The organism is Streptomyces sp. NPDC052043, assembly GCF_044548235.1.
Taxonomy (GTDB): Bacteria; Actinomycetota; Actinomycetes; order Streptomycetales; family Streptomycetaceae; genus Streptomyces.
The window spans coordinates 170,917-188,854 of record NZ_JBIUBT010000004.1 but is presented as its reverse complement, the minus strand read 5'-3'; the positions used below and the strand labels follow the sequence as shown (position 1 = coordinate 188,854).

Here is a 17,938-nt window from a genome sequence, read left to right as displayed (position 1 = left end):
TCGGCGAAGTCGAGCGGAATCGAATGACGGTGGTGCCGGTGGTTCAGGGACTCACCCGGTGGGTGTCCGGTTCTCGGGGGAGGGGTGGGGTGGCCGAGCAGAAGACGCAGCGGTCTCCGATGACGTCGATGCCGCACCAGTGGCACACGCCCTGGCGCACGGAGGTGACCAGCTGGTAGAGCACCGACAGATCGGCCAGGTAGGTGCAGAACTCGATCAGTTTGCCGGTGCCCCACCAGGTGGCGGACTCGGCCGGCAGGTCGGCCTCGCGCAGCCCCAGCGCGTTCCACGCGGGGGCGAGGGTGGAGCCGACCCAGTCGGACTGGAGCTGGCCCTTGGCGAGCAGCATCCAGCTGCTGAAGTCCGGTCCGGACAGGGTGGCGTCGGGGCCGATCCGGACGAGCTGCGGCTCGGGGTGGGCGATCACGCCGAACTGGCTGCCCGGCACCCAGGACCTGGCGTGCGCCTTGAGACCGACGGGGACACGGTCGAGGCGGGCGACCGAGGCCAGAACGGCACCCGAGTGGATGTAGTGGGTGAGCAGCCGCCCGGCCGAGGCGAGCACGCCGGGGCTGAGGTCGCAGGAGGCGAGCTGGCGCAACTGGCGGGCGAGGACGGCGAGTCCGAGCGGCGGCAGGCCGGGCCGGAACAGGGCGATGCGGTCGCTCTCCAGCAGCGAGCGGACGGTGTGCAGCCGCCGCTCCACACCGCTGGGGACGGCGTCCGAGCACACCACCACGACATGCCCGTGGTGGTCGATCAGGTTCTTCATCGCGTCGAGCATCTGCTCCAGCGGCTGCCGGTCCAGGTCCTTCAGGACGACGGCGGGCACCGTCCGCTCGTCCTGCGCGGGCAGCGCCATGTCGGCGCTCGTCACAGCAATGGCAGTGGACACGCGCGGCTCCCCGTTAGACGCCTGTCGGCCCGCCGGCGGTCTTCCGGCACACCGAGTTGACTTCACTGCGTGACTACCTCAGCACTGTATCCACGCCTCTGGGGAGGGAGAACAGCGATTCCGTACCAGGTCGGCGAGTTTTTATCCCACAAGTTGCGGCAAACCGGGTCAGGTTGAGCATCCCGAGGCGACCCGAAAGCGTGGGCCGTGGACAACCCGTTGACGATGGGCCCGGGTTTGGGCCCGCGGACCCACGCCGCCCGGCCCCGTGCGCGCCTACGCTCGCCGACCTACGAGGCGCGTGCGCGGGGCGAGGGGGAATGCGGTATGGCTCGCGGGGGTGGCGGGCGGATACGCCGGAGGGTGGACGGACGCGACGGCGACCTGGGCGCAACCGCCACCGAGTACCTCGGGATGATCGTGGTCGTCGCCGCGCTGGTGCTCGGCATCTCCGCCACCGGCATCGGCCGGACCGTCTACGAGAAGATCTCCGCGGAGATCTGCAAGGTCACCGGTGGCGGCGACTGCGGCTCGGACAGCGGCCGGCCGGACGACCAGGCGCTGACCGACGCCGACTTCGAGCCCTCGCTGTGCCAGGTCTCGACGGTCAGCGACAAGGCGGGTTCCAAGGCGAAGATCCTGTTCTGGGAGATCGGCAAGGAGTACGGCTTCCAGGAGCAGCACATCAAGGCCCACACGGACGTCAACCACGACGGCAAGGTCGACGACCGGGACGAGCTGGTCTACCTCACCTTCACGGACGCGGCCTCGGTCGGCGTGCAGAAGGAGTTCACGCCCGGGGTGAAGGTGGGCAACCTCGGCACGGGCACGGTGGAGCTGGGCGCCGGGATCACCGTGACCAACGGCGACACCTGGGTGTTCGAGAGCCCCGAGGAGGCGCAGAGGTTCCGCGAGGACGTCGAGAAGCTGCAGATGTACCAGATGCGGCGCCAGTCTCCGGGCGGCGCGGAGGCCGGCATCGGCGACAGCCTCCTCTACCTCTTCGGCACCGGTCCGCTCAAGGACGAGGAGAACACCGAGAGGCGGGTGCGGGAGGCGCTGGGCGACAACCGGAGGATCACCTACGGCACGGTGAGCCTGGAGGCCTCCGCGGCGGCCGGCCTGAAGCTCTCGGCGGGCGACGAGGACCGGCTGAGCGCCGAGCTCGGCGGCAGCTTCAGATACTCCCCCGAGGTCACCTGGACCGACAACGCCTACGACAACACCAAGTCGTACACGTACGCGTCGTCCATCCAGTACGGCGTCACCGCGAGCGCCGAGGCCGGCCCGGTCAGCGGGAACGCCTCGGTCTCCCGGACGCAGACCGGCACCATCACCGTCACCTACGACAAGACCACCGGCAAGCTGACCGGCATCACCATGACCCGCACCGTGGAGCAGAGCGGCGGCGTGAGCGGCGGCGCGGGAGTCTCCGGGGACAACGGCCACTCGGGCGCGGACCGGCGCGGCGGCGGGGTGAGCGGGGAGGGCACCGCCGGCGGCACCGGCATCAAGGTCGTCACCAGCTCCCTGAGCTTCGATCCGGGGCCGGCCGGTGACCACGACCGGGCCATCGCCGAGGCGTGGCTGAGCAGCACCGACGAACAGCTGGTGACGCCGTTCCAGTACATGTTCGACGACCACGCGCCGACCCGGCGGCCGGGCGACGACGACCCCTTCGGACAGCTGATGTTCGACCGGGGAACGTCCAGCAGCATGACGTACACCGGCGAGGTGAACGCCGCCGAGTACGGCTTCGAGCTGAACCTCGGGCTGAGTCTCGGCCTGTCGGTCGGCACGGAGCAGAAGGCGGAGACGCTGACGGACGCCCGCTTCCTCGGCGCCCCGGACGGAGACCGCCGGTCCTACGTCCCCTACAGCTACTGTGCCGAGTGAGCGCGCCGACAGGAGGGCTGGTACGCCGATGAGGACTCGACTGCCGATCGCGGCTCTGCTCGCCGCCGCGGCCGCCCTCACGGGCTGCGGCAAGGGCGACGCGGGCTCCGCCTCCGTGCCGGACGGCTGGGGCACGCTGAACACGAAGGGTGTCTCCGTGTCGTATCCCGCGGGCCCCCGGGGATACGTCGAGCAGAGCTCGGCCGAGCGCAGCAGGTACAGCGCGGCGGCGGCCGTACGCGAGGAGTCCGGACGGACGGTCTCGATCATCACCGTGCAACTGGACTTCACCCGGGCCGACTCCGCCGAGCAGGCCGCCATCGCCGCGGAGGCCGGCCTCGGGCTGGGCGCGAAGGTGGCGGGCGAGAAGGACGTGAAGCTGGCGGGCACGGACCGGGCCAAGCGGATCGACTTCACCTTCGACTCGACCGGCGAGGACGGCAACCCGCCCAAGGGCACGCCGATCCGGGGCGTGATCCTGACCGGCCTGGACCCGGCCGGCCGGACGTTCGCGATCCGGATCGACGCGGCGCGGGGCACGCTGTCGTCCGCCGACCTGCGCGGGATCGTCGACTCGGTGCGGGTGCACCAGCGGTGATGCCGCTGGTGCGGTCCTGGGCGGTGGGCGTGGTGGTGCTCGTCGTCACCGAGTACGTCCAGATGACGCTGCTGTACGGGAATCTGGTCGGCCCGCGGGGCGTGGGCTCGTTCGGTGCGGCGCTGGCGCTGGTCCACCTGCCGAACCTGGTGTGCGTGGCGCTGGCGACCTGGGCGGCGGCACGGGCGCATCCGGCGCCGTGGCGGGAGCTGCCGACGCGGCACGCGGTGGCGGCGTGCGCGGTGCCGGTGGCGGCCCAGTTGCTGACGGTGTCGCTGCGCTGGGAGCGGGCGGGGCTGTCGTCACTGGCGCTCGGTATGTCGACGGGGGTGCTGCTGGCGGGGTGCGCGCTGGGCCTGCTCCTTGAACGGTGGCGGGAGGAGGGCCGACCGTAACAGGAGTGCGGGACAGGGGCGTTGACCCGGAGGCGACTTTGGTCTGGACCTCTTGACAAGGCAAATGGTCTGGACCAACTTGTACGACCAAGCGGTGGCCACCGTCCGTCCTGCCCTCCCTCTCCCCCCTACTCCCCCACCGGAGGCCCCAGTGGACCGCGTACCAGGCATGCCCAGACCCGGAGGACGACGACTGCGCCTGTGGTCGGGAGCCGTCACCGCCGCCCTCGCCCTCTGCCTGACCGGCACCGGGCAGGCGTCGGCGGCCGACGTCGACAACGTCAGGAACGGCGGCTTCGAGTCGGGCCTGAGCGGCTGGTCCTGCTCGGCCGGCAGCGGTACGACCGTCTCCTCCCCCGCGCACAGCGGCTCCGCCGCGCTGAAGGCCACACCGGACGGGCTGGACAACGCCGAGTGCTCCCAGACGGTGGCGGTCAGCCCGAACGCGACCTACACGCTGAGCGCCTGGGTGCAGGGCGGCTACACCTACCTGGGCGCGACCGGCACGGGCACGACGGACGTGTCGACGTGGACGCCGGACACGACGGGCTGGACGCGGCTGTCGACCACCTTCACCACCGGCTCCTCGACGAACTCGGTGACGGTGTACCTGCACGGCTGGTACGGGCAGGCGGCGTACTACGCCGACGACGTCTCGCTCCTCGGCCCCGACGGGGGCGGCGGCGGTGACCAGGGCGGCCAGACGGCCCCTGCGGCACCGGGCGGACTGGGGGTGACGGGCACCACGTCGTCGTCGGTGTCGCTGTCCTGGAACTCCGTCTCCGACGCGACGGGCTACAACGTCTACCGCGACGGCACGAAGGTCACCGGGGTGTCCGGCACCTCCGCGACGGTGACCGGCCTCGCGGCCTCCTCCTCGTACTCTTTCCAGGTGACGGCGACGAACGCGGCGGGCGAGTCGCCGAAGTCGGCGGCCGTGACGGGCACGACGACCTCGTCCGGCGGGAACGGCGGCGGAAACGGCACCGGCCTCCCCAAGCACGCGGTGACCGGCTACTGGCAGAACTTCAACAACGGCGCCGCGGTCCAGAAGATCTCGGACGTGCCGTCGCAGTACGACATCATCGCCGTCGCCTTCGCCGACGCCACGGGCACGCCGGGCGCGGTGAGCTTCACCCTCGACTCGGCCGGCCTGAACGGCTACACCGTCGACCAGTTCAAGGCCGACATCAAGGCCAAACAGGCCGCCGGCAAGAAGGTCATCATCTCGGTGGGCGGTGAGACGGGCACGGTGTCGGTGAGCGACTCGGCCTCCGCGACCAACTTCGCCGACTCGGTCTCCTCCCTGATGCAGGCGTACGGCTTCGACGGCGTCGACATCGACCTGGAGAACGGCCTGAACGCCACGTACATGACGCAGGCACTGCGCGCCCTGTCGGCCAAGGCGGGCTCGTCGCTGATCATCACCATGGCCCCGCAGACCCTCGACATGCAGTCCACGTCGAGCGGCTACTTCCAGACGGCGCTGAACGTCAAGGACATCCTCACGGTCGTCAACACCCAGTACTACAACAGCGGTTCCATGCTGGGCTGCGACGGCAAGGTCTACAGCCAGGGCACGGTGGACTTCCTCACCGCCCTCGCCTGCATCCAGCTGGAGGGGGGCCTGGCCCCGTCCCAGGTCGGCCTGGGCGTCCCCGCCTCCCCGCGCGGCGCCGGCAGCGGCTACGTCGACCCCTCCGTGGTGAACAACGCCCTGGACTGCCTGGCCAAGGCCACCAACTGCGGCTCCTTCACGCCGTCGAAGACCTACCCGGACCTGCGCGGCGCCATGACCTGGTCCACCAACTGGGACGCGACGGCGGGCAACGCCTGGTCCAACGCGGTGGGCCCGCACGTGCACGCGCTGCCGTAGGGCCAACAGGCCCTAGCCCCGCGGGATCCGCCCACGGCTGCCGCCGCGCCCTCCGGGAGGGCGCGGCGGCAGCCTTTTTGCGTTCCCGCCCGACCGCGCCGAACTCCCGTGAAACATTCCGGCGGGTCCACCGCATCAATGAGGTGGGGGGTGCCCCGGGGAACCGGGGCGCGGGCACCACGGGAGGGCACATGGGTCAGGGCCGGAGCGAGCGGGCCGAGGCGTACCACGAGTTCGCGGCGGCGCGCGCCGGGCACCTGTACCGGTCGGCCTGCCTCCTCACCGGCGGAGACACCCATCTCGCCGAGGACCTCGTCCAGGAGACCCTCGGCCGGGTGTACCTCCGCTGGGGCCGCGTCTCCCGCGTCGACAACCCGGCCGCGTACGCCCAGACCGTCCTCACCCGCGCGTTCCTCGCCCACCGGCGCCGCCACAGCAGCCACAGGGAACACGCCACCGATGTCCTGCCCGAGGTCCCCGAGCCGCGGACGGGTGGCGACACGCCGCTGCGGCTGACCCTCCTGGAAGCGCTCGGGCAGCTGTCCGCCAAGGACCGCGCGGTGGTCGTCCTGCGCTACTGGGAGGACCGCAGCATCGAGGAGACGGCCGCCGCCCTGGACGCCAGCTCGGCCGCCGTCCGGACCCGCTGCGTCCGTGCCCTCGCGCGGCTGCGCGCGCTGCTCGGAGACTCGCTCGCCGAGTACGCGAGCTCCTGACCCGCTCCCACCCACGACCGGATCAACGACTTTCGCGGAACCGGAGGTTCGCCATGCCTGATGCAGACCACGACCCCTTCGAGGAACGCCTCGCCGACGTCCTGCGGGACACCGGCACCGCGTTCGCAACCGACCAGCAGACGCTGGCCGCCCGCGGCGAGGCACACGGGAGGCGGCTGCGCGCGCGGCGGCGGGCCGCCGCCGTCGTGGGCGGTGCCGCCGCGGTGGCGCTCGTCGGGCTGGGCGGGCCCCTGCTCCTTCCCGGCGGCCAGGGCGACGGCGTACGGCAACGGTCCGCGGCCGGCAGCCCGTCGGTACGGGCCACCGCCCCCGCCACCGCCCCCGCCGCCGCGACCGTCATGTCCGGCGACGAGCTTCTCCGCATCCTCGAAAAGCTGCTTCCCGAGGGACGGATCAGCGGCAAGGACGGAGGCAGCAGGGACCACGAGTCCTACGCCAACCTCGTGTACGACGACGGTGACGGCGAGGCAGCCGTCGCCGTGTTCCTCAATCGTCTGCAGCCCGGGGGCCTGGAGACCCGCCAGACCACCGAGTGCCCGGACAGCATGTTCATCGTCTACGACTCCTGCACCTCCACCAAGCTCTCCGACGGCTCCGCCCTCATGCTCCTGAAGGGGTACGAGTATCCGAACAGCCGCAGTGGCACGAAGCGGTGGACCGCCGACCTCGTCACACCGGCGGGCGGGCACATCGGCATCCAGGAGTGGAACAGCGCCACGGAGAAGGACTCGCCCGTCACCCGGGAGCAACCACCCCTTGATCTCGCCCAGTTGAAGGCGCTCGCCACCGCACACGAGCTGCGCGCGGCCGCCGACGCCCAGCCCCTCGACGACCTCTCGGCGCCCGCGCCGGACCAGGGGCCGATCACCCCCGGCGGCTCGATCTCGGCGGTGCTCAGCCGTCTGGTGCCACAGGGGACCAAGATCGTCCGCAAGAGCGGTCCGGACGACGACGGCTTCGGGTACGTCGTCCTGGACGACGGCAGGGGCGCCTGTCTGGTGCAGGTCAACGTCCAGCTGGACACGGAAGGTGACCTCAATGACGAGCTGTTCGGTCCGGACGCCGAGGTCCTGCCCGACGGCACCAAGGTGGTCACGCGCCGGCAGTCCGGCGAGAAGGGCATCCCCGGGATCGTCTGGTGGAGCGTGGACACCATCCGGCCCGACGGCCGGCGCGTGGTGATCAGCGCCTTCAACTCCGGGGCGCAGAACACTCCGCCGACCCGCAAGGTGCCGGCGCTCACCATGAAGCAGCTCCAGGCGATCGCCACCGACCCGGCGTGGCACCCGCAGAACTGATCACCGACGCGGTGCCGGACCCGGGCTGCTGCCCGGGCCCGGCACCGTTGACGCCGGGATCGGCGGGGTGGCCCGATCGACGGGGCCGGGCGTCGGCGGGCTCAGGCGTCGGCAGCGGGCGTCTTGTCCGCAGCGTCCTTGTCCGCGGAGTCCTTGTCCGCGGAGTCCTTGTCCGCGCCGTCGGCCTCGTTCACCGCGTCCTTGTCCACGGCGTCGGCCTCGTCCGCCGCGTCCTCATCCGCGGGGCCGTCCTCGTCCGCCCTGCCGTCGTCGAAGTACGCGTCCAGGACCGCGTCCAGCCGCGTCTCCCACTCGGCGAAGCGTGCCCTGGCCGGGGCCTCGATCTCGATGGGGTACCAGCGCCGGTCGGGGGTGTGGACGGTGACGGTGAACCGCTTGCCGAAACGACGGGTCGCCGTCTCGACGGCGCCGATCTCGTCCCAGCGGAACTCGCACTCCTGGTCGTCCAGGCCGAGGCGTACGCCCTGGCGGTCGGCGACGATGCGGGCCCGGCGGTCGGTGGCCTCGAAGACGGGACCGTCGACGGCCTCTTCCTGCCCCTCCCCCGCCTGCCGCGCCGCGTCCCCGGCGGTCCCGGCGTCCCCGGCGGTCCCGGCGTCGTCCGCGACCGCCTGCTCGGGCTCCGGCGGCTGCTCGGCCGGCCGCGGCCGGGCATCCTCCGGTTCCGCCGTCGCAGGTGCGGTGAGCCCGGGGATGTGGGCCGGGTCGAACCCGGCACCCTTCACGGGCTCGGCCTTCAGGGGCTGGCTGCTCGAACCTATGCGCTGCTCCACAGCGGGCAGTATGGTCGACGATCCTGTGCGGGACACAGCCAGCCCCGACTTCGTTATACGAAGATGGCCAAGACGCGTCAGCCGAGCACGGCGAGCGCGTCGATCTCGATGAGCAGACCCGCGGGCAGCCCGACGTAGACGGTGGTGCGGGCGGCGGGCGGCTGGGTGAGGCCCTGCTCCTCGAAGTACGCGTTGTAGAGGTCGTTCATCTCGGCGAAGTGGTCCACGTCCGTGAGGTAGACGCGGATCATCATCACGTCGTCCCAGGTCGCTCCGCCCTCCTCCAGGATCGCCTTGACGTTGGCGAGGGTCTGGAGGGTCTGCTCGCGCAGGGTCGGACCGGCCGGCGTGGGGGGCACGCCCTCCTCGGCGGGCAGGAAGCCGACCTGGCCCGCCACCTGGAGGATGTTGCCCTTGCGCACCCCGTGGGAGAACTTCGCGGGCGGGGTGGTGTGGGTCGCGGGAATGAGGGCGATCTTGGCCGTCGTCTGGCTCATACGGGGTCCTTCACTGGGTTTCTGCCGGAGAACTCGTCGCTGACGGCGTCCGCGGTACGGCGCACCAGCGGGAGCAGGGCGAGGAGGTCCTCGGCGGTGACGACGACGTTCGGCGCGGAGACCGACATCGCGGCGGCCACCCGGCCGTCGGCACCGCGGATGGGCGCGGCGACGCAGTTGATGGACTCCTCGTGGCCGCCGAGGTCGGCGGCCCAGCCCTGTTCGCGCACCGTCGCCAGCTCCTTCAGGAAGGCGGCGGCGTTCGGTGTCGAACGGGCCGTGTACAGGGGGTAGTCGAGCCTCTGGGCGACCGCGCGCCGCTCGGCCTCGGGCAGGTCGGCGAGCAACAGCTTGGCCACGGCCGCGACGGTGATGGCGACGGGCTTGCCGATCCGGGAGTACATCCGCACCGGATAGCGGCTGTCCACCTTGTCGATGTAGAGCACCTCGTCGTCCTCGTGGACGGCCAGGTGCACGGTGTGCCCGCACTGCTCGTTCAGCCGCAGCAGGTGGGGATGGGCGATCTCGCGCACGTCGAGGCTCTCCATCGCCTCCTGGGCGAGGGCGAAGAGCCGGGCGCCGAGGCGGTAGCGCTGGTCGGACTGGCGGTGGACGAGTCCGTGCTGGTGCAGGGTGCGCAGCAGCCGCAGCGCGGTGGACTTGTGGACGCCGAGGCGGTCGGCGACCCGGCCGAGGTCGGCGGGGCCCTCCGCGAGCAACGGCAGGATGCTCAGCGCCCGGTCGACGGTCTGGCTCACGGCGCGCGCACCTCCTCCCTTCCGGGGGGGGCTGACATTGACCCGGCTTCGGCGGGATGCTAGACACCGGTAAGCATCCCACGCAACGGCCGTTGCACACACCGCAACGGCCTCGAAGGAGGCTCGATGAGCACGGAAGCGCTCGCCCGGCTGGCCGAGGAACGCGTCGACCACCGTTTCAAGGGTCTCCCGCCGGACGCGGACGGCCTGACCGTCGGCGAGCTGGCCGCCGAGCGCCGCAACCTCTTCACCGACGGCTTCACCACGCCCGTGCTGACCCTCTCCGCGGAGCGCCTGGAGCACAACCTGAAGCTGATGGAGACCTATGCGGCCCGCCACGGCCTGGTCTTCGCCCCGCACGGCAAGACCTCCATGGCCCCGCAGCTCTTCCACCGCCAACTGGAGCACGGCGCCTGGGGCATCACGCTGGCGGTGCCGCACCAGGTGCGCGTGGCCCGGGCGTTCGGCATCGGCCGGGTCTTCCTGGCCAACGAGCTGGTGGACCCGGCGGCCCTGCGCTGGGTCGCCGCCGAACTGGCCGCCGATCCGTCCTTCCGCTTCGTCTGCTACGTCGACTCCGTGCGCGGGGTGGAGCTGATGGACGCGGCGTTGAAGGGGTCCGATCACCCGGTCGACGTGGTGGTGGAACTGGCGGCCGGTGAGGGCGCGCGGACCGGTGTGCGCACGGAGGCCGAGTGCCTGGCGGTCGCCGAGGCGGTGGCGGGCGCGGACACGCTGCGCCTCGTCGGGGTCGCCGGTTACGAGGGCGAGGTGCCGCGGGCCGACCCCGAGCGGGTGCGGGCGTGGCTGACCCGGCTCGTCGGCCTGGCCGTGGACCTCGACAAGGCGGGGAGGTTCGCGGGTGCCCAGGAGATCGTGGTGAGCGCGGGCGGCAGCGCCTGGTTCGACACGGTGGCGGAGGTGTTCGCCGGGATCCCCGAACTGTCCCTGCCGGTGCTGAAGTTGCTGCGCTCGGGCGCGTACGTCTCGCACGACGACGGGCACTACCGCAGGATCACGCCCTTCAACCGCGTCCCCGAGGAGGGCACCCTGGAGCCCGCCTTCCGCCTCTGGGCGCAGGTGGTCTCCCGCCCCAGCCCCGACCAGGCCTTCGTCAACGCGGGCAAGCGGGACGCGGCCCACGACCTCGATCTGCCCGTCGCCCAGGTGGTGCGCCGGGACGGCGTCGAGCGTCCCGCGACGGGGGTCGAGGTCAGCCGCCTGTCCGACCAGCACGCGTGGCTGAGCACCGCCCCCGGGGCGGAGCTGGAGGTCGGTGACTGGGTCGGCCTTGGGCTCTCCCATCCGTGCACGTCCTTCGACAAGTGGCCGCTCATCCCGGTGGCCGAGGCGGACGGCACGGTGGTCGACTACGTCCGTACATTCTTCTAGAGGCTCCGGGAGGCGCCGCCATGGATCCGGTGGGGTTCGCCGATTTCGCCGATCTGGTCATCCGGGACGCGGACGTCGCCGACGGCACCGGAGCCCCCTCCTACCGCGCCGACGTGGCCGTGAAGGAGGGCAGGATCGTCGCGGTCGTCAAGGAGGCCGCGGCGGCCGGCTGCCAGCGCCCGCGGGCGCGGCGGGAGCTGGACGCGGAGGGCCTGGTGCTGGCCCCGGGCTTCATCGACATGCACGCCCACAGCGACCTCGCCCTGCTGCGTGACCCCGACCACAGCGCGAAGGCCGCGCAGGGCGTCACGCTGGAGGTCGTCGGGCAGGACGGGCTGTCGTACGCGCCGGTGGACGACCGCACCCTCGCCGAGGTGCGCCGGGCGATCAGCGGCTGGAACGGCGACGGCGACGACATCGACTTCACCTGGCGTTCGGTGGGCGAGTACCTGGACCGGCTCGACCACGGCTTCGGCGGCGAGGGCATCGCCGTCAACGCCGCCTACCTGGTTCCGCAGGGCACGGTCCGCGCGCTCGCCGTCGGCTGGGAGGACCGCCCGGCCACGCCCGAAGAGCTGGCCCGGATGCGGCAGTTGGTCGCCGAGGGCATGCGGCAGGGCGCGGTCGGCATGTCCTCCGGGCTGACCTACACCCCGGGGATGTACGCACAGGACGCCGAACTGGCCGAACTGTGCCGGGTGGTGGCGGCGCGCGGTGGCTACTACTGCCCGCACCACCGCAGTTACGGCGCCGGGGCCCTCGAGGCGTACGCGGAGATGGTCCGGCTCGCGCGTGAGGCGGACTGCCCGCTGCACCTGACGCACGCCACCTTGAACTTCGGCCCGAACCAGGGCCGTGCCGGCGAGCTGCTGGCCCTCCTCGACGAGGCGCTGGCCGCGGGCGCCGACATCACCCTGGACACCTACCCCTACACCCCCGGCTGCACCACCCTGGTGGCCCTGCTGCCGAGCTGGGCGGGCGAGGGCGGCCCGGGGGCGGTCCTCGGGCGGCTGGCCGACGAGGACACCGCGGAGCGGATCCGCCACCACCTGGAGGTGACCGGCTCGGACGGCTGCCACGGGGTCCCGGTGGAGTGGGAGACGGTCGAGATCTCCGGAGTCGGCGCCCCCGCGCTCGCCGAGTACGTCGGCCTGACGGTCCGGGAGGCGGCGGCCCGGCGCGGCGAGGAACCCTGGACCACCGCCCGGCGGCTGCTGCGGGAGGACCGGCTCGGCATCACGGTGCTCCAGCACGTCGGCCACGAGGAGAACGTCCGCGCGATCATGCGCCACCGCGTTCACACCGGCGGCTCCGACGGCATCCTGCAGGGCGCCAAGCCGCATCCGCGGGCCTACGGCACCTTCCCGCAGTACCTCGGCCGGTATGTGCGGGAGCTGGGCGTGCTGTCCCTGGAGGAGTGCGTCGCGCACCTCACCGGGCGCCCGGCTGCCCGGCTGCGACTGCCGGACCGGGGTGTGGTCCGCGAGGGGTACCGGGCCGACCTGGTCCTGTTCGACCCGGCCACGGTCGCGCCGGGCGCCACCTTCGAGCGGCCGCGCGCGCTGCCGACGGGGATTCCGTACGTCCTGATCGACGGCCGGTTCGTGATCGAGGACGGACGGCGCACCGGCGTCCTGGCGGGACGGGCGGTCCGCCGGACCTGAGCCGCGACCGACCGCCCGCCCGGCGCTCTTCCGGTCAGGGCTTGGGCAGGGTGCAGCCGCTCCTGGTCAGGTCGAGCTGGTTGCCGGCGCCGAAGCAGGCGGGGATCAGGTAGGTCTGCTCGGCGTAGTTGATGCCCTGGCGGACGGTGATGGCGCCGTTCGCGTCGACCTCGCACGGGTTGTTCACGGTGCAGCGGCCGCCGCTCTCGTTGCCGGTGTTGTTGACGGCGACGACCTTGCCGGTGGCGGTGTCGATGACGGGCGAGCCGGACGTGCCGCCGATCGTGTCACAGGCGGAGGTGTAGCGGACGGAGTCCTTCCAGGTCCAGCTGCCCTCCTTCAGGCGGTAGACGAACCCGTCGATGGCGCAGCTGTAGATCCGCTTCCAGTAACCGGAGACCACCTTGATGGCGGCGCCGGCGACCGGGTGGGTGTCGCTCAGGGTCAGCGCGTTGATGCCGTAGGAGCTCTTGATCTGCGCGTAGGTGCTGGTGAGCTGGTAGATCGTGACGTCCGTGTCGGTCATGGTCGAGTAGACGACCTTGTTCGCCCGGAGCGTCGCGACCTGGGTACCGGCCGAGTTGAGCAGGCCGAAGGTGCGGTTGGACGACTGACCCACGATCACCTGGCCGGGCGACGGGAAGCCCGTCTCCAGGCAGTGGCCGTTGCTGAGCACGAGCGCCGGGTCGCTGTCCGCGGAGCCGGGGAGACGGACGACCGATCCGGAGCAGTTGCTCAGCGCGACGGTGCCGGCGAAGTCGACGGCCGCCAGGGCGGGGGCGGCCGTCGCACGGTCCGTGCCGGTCACCCGGGCGGCGTGCGGCTCGGGTGCGGGCGCGGCGACCGCGGGTACCGCGCCCGCCCCGGCGATCACCAGGGCGAACAGCGCGGCGACGAGAGGCTTTCTCATGTGGGGTCCCCTCTTGCGACGGAGGCGGCCGGAGATTCTCCGGCCGCCGTACGTTGTCATGCGCATTGTGAGTGCGGAGGGGTGACGCAACAAGGGATCGGTACGGGGCCGAGGGCTTTCCCTGCCCTGCCGCGGCGGCGCGGGCCGACACGCGGATGTCTCACGTGGTGGATAACACGCGCCATCGGGCGATACCGGGCCGTAAGCTCCTGGGCATGCAGGTGATCCAGTCGACCAAGCTCGCCAACGTCTGTTACGAGATCCGGGGCCCGGTGCTCGAGGAGGCGATGCGCCTGGAGGCAGCCGGTCACCGCATCCTGAAGCTGAACACGGGCAACCCGGCGGCGTTCGGCTTCGAGTGCCCGCCGGAGATCCTGGAGGACATCCTCCGCAACGTCTCGACGGCCCACGGCTACGGCGACGCCAAGGGCCTGCTGGCCGCCCGGCGCGCGGTCGTCATGCACAACCAGACCCTCGGGATCGAGACGGACGTCGAGCACGTCTTCATCGGCAACGGCGTCTCCGAACTGATCGTGATGGCCATGCAGGGGCTGCTGGACGACGGCGACGAGGTCCTCGTGCCGGCGCCGGACTACCCCCTGTGGACGGCCGCCGTCTCCCTGTCCGGCGGCACCGCCGTCCACTACCGCTGCGACGAGCAGTCCGACTGGATGCCCGACCTCGCCGACGTGGAGCGCAAGGTCACCGACCGCACCAAGGCGATCGTCATCATCAACCCCAACAACCCCACCGGCGCGGTCTACGACCGGGCGGTGCTCAAGGGGCTGACCGACATCGCCCGCCGGCACAACCTGCTGGTCTGCTCCGACGAGATCTACGACAAGATCCTCTACGACGGCGCCACGCACACCCCGACCGCGTCGGTCGCGCCGGACCTGCTGACCCTGACGTTCAACGGCATGTCCAAGGCGTACCGGGTGGCCGGCTACCGGGTGGGCTGGATGTCCGTCTCCGGCCCCCGCGCGCACGCCGACTCCTACCTCGAGGGCCTGACGATCCTGGCGAACATGCGCCTGTGCGCGAACATGCCGGGTCAGCACGGTGTGGTGGCGGCGCTCAGCGGGCGGCAGAGCATCAACGACCTGATCCTGCCGGGCGGGCGCCTGAAGGAGCAGATGGACGTCGCCTACGAGCTGCTCACGCAGATCCCGGGTGTGACGTGCGTGCGGCCGAAGGGCGCGCTGTACCTCTTCCCGCGCCTGGACCCCGCCGTCTTCAAGATCAAGGACGATCGGCAGATGGTCCTGGACCTGCTGCGCCGCGAGAAGATCATGGTCGTGCACGGCACCGGCTTCAACTGGCCCGAGCCGGACCACTTCCGGGTCGTCACCCTTCCCTCGGTCGGCGACCTGCGGGAAGCGGTGGGGCGGATCGGGGCCTTCCTGGACGGCTACGGCCAGGCCTGACGCTCACGTTCGGTGCCCCTACGGACCGGTTCCGCGAACCGACTCAACTTTAGACGGATTCTAAGCTAGGATGCCTTCTGTCAGAGCACAGGAGGCCATCCCATGTACGAACCGCACCGCACCGGGCCTTCCGGCAGGTCCGTCCAGGGCCCGATGGCCGGCGCCACCTCCGACTTCCCCCATCGCTCCCGCGAGGAGGAGCTGGACATCCAGCTCACGGGCCATCTCGCGGCACTGCTCGCCGTCACGGACGAGCTGCGCGCGCTGGCCCCCTCCCCCGACCTGGACACCGCGGCCGAGCGGCTCGCCGAGCAGGTGGCCCGGCTGGGCGGAGGTCAGGCTCCGGGCCGCGTGTCGACGGCCGCCGCCCGCGAACCGTCGGCGCTGCACCAGCGGGCACACGCGCTCGCCGGCCGCGCGCTGGTCGTCGCCGCCTCCCGGGCGGACACCAGGGCGGCGATCCTGGCGGCCGAGCGGATGGACGCGCACGCGGCCGCACAGGGCGAGCCGCGGAAGCTGACCGCCGCCGGCTAGGGCCTGTTGCGCAACAGGCCCCAGCACCACCCGATCGGGGCCCCTCGACCGGCCCCGGTCCGCGCGCACCCGCAGCGACGCGCGGACCGGGCGCCATGAACGCGCACGTCGTCGCGCCGCCTTTCATGCGTACATTCGAGTGGTCTGTACGCCCCACCCGCCTGCCGAACGGCGACGCCGACAAGTCGGCCTCGTAACGTCGGCGCACATGACGGTGGTTCGGACTCCAGCCCGTCGGCACCGGTGGACCCGGTAGACCCGCGCTCCGGTTCCGGCCGCACGAGAAGAGCCGCCTCAGTCCGTCCTTCACTATTCCACGAAATGTGACAAAGTGAAACGTAGGCGATTGTTGGTGACGCTCGTCGGCGTGGGCGCAGTTGCCACCGGGGTGACCTCCTGGGCGATCGCGTCCCACCCGATGACCGCGACCGCCCCGGAATCCAAGGCCGTGCAGGGCCACCAGGCGCAGGAGGCGGCCGCGCTTCTGCAAGCCGGCAAACTTCAGGTGCAGTACCGCGACTTCGTCGGGGCGACCCGGACCTTCCGGCGCGTGCTGGCACTCGATCCGCGCAACAAGGTCGCCTGGTACGACCTCGGTGTCATCGCCCAGCAGGAAGGCAGGGCGGGCAGCGCCCACCAGGCCTTCGACGAGGCGCTGAAGATCGACCCGAAGTACGCCCCGGCCCTCTACAACAAAGCGGTCCTGGTGAAGCCGCACGACCCCGGCCAGGCCGTCGGACTCCTGCACCGCGCCATCGCCGCCACGCCCGGGGCCGCCACGGCCCATCTCCAACTCGGCCTGATCCTGGCCCAGAAGAACCACGATGACGAGGCCGAGGAGGAGTTCGGCCGGGCCGTCGCGGCGGACCCCTCGCTGCACTCCGCGGTCCCGGAGCAGTTCCGGGACAAGGTAAGCCCACCACCGACATCGAGTCAGGCAGGTGCCACCAGATGACGTCGACTGCGACACCGAGGTTCTCCGTCTTCACCCCCAGCCACCAGCCCCGTTTCCTCGATGAGTGCCTCACCGCCCTTCAGGCGCAGACCTGTTCGGACTGGGAGTGGATCGTCCTGCTCAACAACGGCGCCCGGTGGCGGCCCGAGCAGCACGACGACCGGATCCGTGTGGAGATCGCGGACGACGTGAGCGGCGTCGGGGCGGCCAAGCGCAGGGCCTGTGAGCTGGCCCGCGGAGAGATCCTCGTCGAACTCGACCACGACGACCTCATGGCGAAGGCCTGCCTGGCCGAGCTGGGCAAGGCGTTCGACGCGCACCCCGAGGCCGTCCTCGTCTACTCCAACACGGCGCAGATCACCGAGGACGGCAAGCGGGACAACTCCCGCTTCAACGAGGCGCACGGCTGGAAGTTCGAGGAGGTGCGGGTCGACGGCCGCAAGCTGCTCCAGGCCGTCTCCATGGAGCCCACGCCGCACAACGTCTCCTACATCTGGTACGCGCCGAACCACGTACGGGCGTTCCGCAAGGAGAGCTACGAGAAGGCCGGCGGGTACGACGCCTCCCGCACCGTGCTCGACGACCAGGACCTGATGTGCCGGCTGTTCCACGTCGGCGACTTCCACCACATCAACCGCTGCCTCTACCTCCAGCGGATGCACCCGGCGAACACCCAGCGCGACCCGGAGATCAACGCGCACATCCAGCGTGAGACGGTCGCCCTGTACGACAAGTACATCGAGGCCAACGCCCTGGCCTGGAGCGGACGTCGCGGCCTGCTCGCCCTGGACCTCGGCGCGGCCCACCGCAAGCCGCCGGGCTACCTGGGCGTGGACCAGTACCCGGGAGACGGCGTCGACATCGTCGCGACCCTGCCCGGGAAGCTGGACCTGCCCGACAACTCCGTCGGCCTGATGCGGGCGGTGGACTTCCTCGAGCACGTGCCCGCGAAGGTGCCGCTGATCAACGAGCTGTACCGGCTGCTGGCGCCCGGCGGCATGCTCCTCACCATGACGCCCAGCTCCGACGGCCGTGGCGCGTACCAGGACCCGACCCACGTGGCCTACTACAACGAGAACTCGTTCTGGTACTACACGGACAACCAGTACCGCACCTTCGTGCCCGAGATCCAGGCCAGGTTCCAGTCCTCGCGGCTGGTCACCTACTTCCCCAGCGAGTGGCACTCCCGGAACAACATCTCCTACGTCGTCGCCAACCTCATCGCGATGAAGGACGGCGCCGAGCGGTGCGGAGGACCGCTGCGGGTCTAGGACCCGCACGCACAGGCGCCCCGGCGGACCGTCAGGTCCCG

At 71.4% G+C, this 17,938-nt stretch carries 17 protein-coding genes; 12 read left to right on the top strand and 5 right to left on the bottom strand.

What is annotated here, in order from left to right; translation table 11 throughout:
- Positions 1 to 43: 43 nt before the first annotated feature.
- Positions 44 to 862 carry a hypothetical protein gene (locus ACIHCX_RS12120; RefSeq protein ID WP_400029220.1) on the bottom strand — a complete coding sequence of 273 codons (819 nt, stop codon included), beginning with the start codon at positions 860 to 862 and terminating at the stop codon, positions 44 to 46.
- Positions 863 to 1,258: 396 nt separating this feature from the next.
- On the opposite strand from ACIHCX_RS12120, the gene ACIHCX_RS12115 reads away from it, so the two are divergent.
- The 6 genes from ACIHCX_RS12115 to ACIHCX_RS12090 all read left to right on the top strand — a co-directional run bounded on the left by ACIHCX_RS12115 (position 1,259) and on the right by ACIHCX_RS12090 (position 7,695).
- Entirely contained in the window at positions 1,259 to 2,791 is a 1,533-nt protein-coding gene (locus ACIHCX_RS12115; protein ID WP_400028842.1) for a hypothetical protein, read from the top strand.
- Between the two features lie 28 nt (positions 2,792 to 2,819).
- On the top strand, positions 2,820 to 3,389 hold the full coding sequence (locus tag ACIHCX_RS12110) for a hypothetical protein (RefSeq protein WP_400028841.1): 570 nt from the start codon (positions 2,820 to 2,822) through the stop codon (positions 3,387 to 3,389).
- Positions 3,389 to 3,784 carry a hypothetical protein gene (locus ACIHCX_RS12105; protein ID WP_400028840.1) on the top strand — a complete coding sequence of 132 codons (396 nt, stop codon included), beginning with the start codon at positions 3,389 to 3,391 and terminating at the stop codon, positions 3,782 to 3,784. The genes ACIHCX_RS12110 and ACIHCX_RS12105 overlap by 1 nt, the downstream gene beginning before the upstream one ends.
- 169 nt (positions 3,785 to 3,953) lie before the next feature.
- Positions 3,954 to 5,660, top strand: a complete 1,707-nt coding sequence (locus ACIHCX_RS12100) for a chitinase (RefSeq protein ID WP_400028839.1) — start codon at positions 3,954 to 3,956, stop codon at positions 5,658 to 5,660.
- 191 nt (positions 5,661 to 5,851) lie between these two features.
- Positions 5,852 to 6,376, top strand: coding sequence for a SigE family RNA polymerase sigma factor (locus ACIHCX_RS12095; protein WP_400028838.1), 525 nt, complete (start codon positions 5,852 to 5,854; stop codon positions 6,374 to 6,376).
- A gap of 53 nt (positions 6,377 to 6,429) precedes the next feature.
- Positions 6,430 to 7,695: a hypothetical protein gene (locus tag ACIHCX_RS12090; RefSeq protein ID WP_400028837.1), complete on the top strand. Its 1,266-nt coding sequence runs from the start codon at positions 6,430 to 6,432 to the stop codon at positions 7,693 to 7,695.
- Positions 7,696 to 7,796: 101 nt separating this feature from the next.
- Here ACIHCX_RS12090 and ACIHCX_RS12085 read toward each other — a convergent pair whose 3' ends face one another.
- The 3 genes from ACIHCX_RS12085 to ACIHCX_RS12075 all read right to left on the bottom strand — a co-directional run bounded on the left by ACIHCX_RS12085 (position 7,797) and on the right by ACIHCX_RS12075 (position 9,744).
- Positions 7,797 to 8,489, bottom strand: a complete 693-nt coding sequence (locus tag ACIHCX_RS12085; protein ID WP_400028836.1) for a hypothetical protein — start codon at positions 8,487 to 8,489, stop codon at positions 7,797 to 7,799.
- A 77-nt stretch (positions 8,490 to 8,566) separates the two neighbouring features.
- Complete coding sequence (locus tag ACIHCX_RS12080; RefSeq protein ID WP_400028835.1) at positions 8,567 to 8,986, bottom strand: RidA family protein; 420 nt, start codon at positions 8,984 to 8,986, stop codon at positions 8,567 to 8,569.
- Positions 8,983 to 9,744 (bottom strand): IclR family transcriptional regulator, encoded by a 762-nt coding sequence (locus tag ACIHCX_RS12075; RefSeq protein ID WP_400028834.1) that lies wholly within the window; start codon positions 9,742 to 9,744, stop codon positions 8,983 to 8,985. The genes ACIHCX_RS12080 and ACIHCX_RS12075 overlap by 4 nt, the downstream gene beginning before the upstream one ends.
- Before the next feature lie 126 nt (positions 9,745 to 9,870).
- On the opposite strand from ACIHCX_RS12075, the gene ACIHCX_RS12070 reads away from it, so the two are divergent.
- Together ACIHCX_RS12070 and ACIHCX_RS12065 are read left to right on the top strand one after the other, a co-directional pair.
- Positions 9,871 to 11,136, top strand: a complete 1,266-nt coding sequence (locus tag ACIHCX_RS12070; protein WP_400028833.1) for an amino acid deaminase — start codon at positions 9,871 to 9,873, stop codon at positions 11,134 to 11,136.
- A 20-nt stretch (positions 11,137 to 11,156) separates the two neighbouring features.
- Positions 11,157 to 12,800, top strand: coding sequence for an amidohydrolase family protein (locus ACIHCX_RS12065; protein ID WP_400028832.1), 1,644 nt, complete (start codon positions 11,157 to 11,159; stop codon positions 12,798 to 12,800).
- Between the two features lie 34 nt (positions 12,801 to 12,834).
- On the opposite strand, the gene ACIHCX_RS12060 is transcribed toward ACIHCX_RS12065, so the two are convergent.
- The gene (locus tag ACIHCX_RS12060) at positions 12,835 to 13,710 is read right to left on the bottom strand and encodes a serine protease (RefSeq protein WP_400028831.1); all 876 of its coding nucleotides are present in this window, start codon (positions 13,708 to 13,710) and stop codon (positions 12,835 to 12,837) included.
- Between the two features lie 215 nt (positions 13,711 to 13,925).
- Here ACIHCX_RS12060 and ACIHCX_RS12055 point away from each other — a divergent pair, with 215 nt between their 5' ends.
- The 4 genes from ACIHCX_RS12055 to ACIHCX_RS12040 all read left to right on the top strand — a co-directional run bounded on the left by ACIHCX_RS12055 (position 13,926) and on the right by ACIHCX_RS12040 (position 17,897).
- The gene (locus ACIHCX_RS12055; protein WP_400028830.1) at positions 13,926 to 15,137 is read left to right on the top strand and encodes a pyridoxal phosphate-dependent aminotransferase; all 1,212 of its coding nucleotides are present in this window, start codon (positions 13,926 to 13,928) and stop codon (positions 15,135 to 15,137) included.
- Between the two features lie 102 nt (positions 15,138 to 15,239).
- Entirely contained in the window at positions 15,240 to 15,671 is a 432-nt protein-coding gene (locus ACIHCX_RS12050) for a hypothetical protein (RefSeq protein WP_400028829.1), read from the top strand.
- 367 nt (positions 15,672 to 16,038) lie between these two features.
- Positions 16,039 to 16,626 carry a tetratricopeptide repeat protein gene (locus ACIHCX_RS12045; protein ID WP_400028828.1) on the top strand — a complete coding sequence of 196 codons (588 nt, stop codon included), beginning with the start codon at positions 16,039 to 16,041 and terminating at the stop codon, positions 16,624 to 16,626.
- Complete coding sequence (locus tag ACIHCX_RS12040; protein ID WP_400028827.1) at positions 16,623 to 17,897, top strand: glycosyltransferase; 1,275 nt, start codon at positions 16,623 to 16,625, stop codon at positions 17,895 to 17,897. Before ACIHCX_RS12045 ends, ACIHCX_RS12040 begins: the two co-directional genes overlap by 4 nt.
- Positions 17,898 to 17,938: the final 41 nt, after the last annotated feature.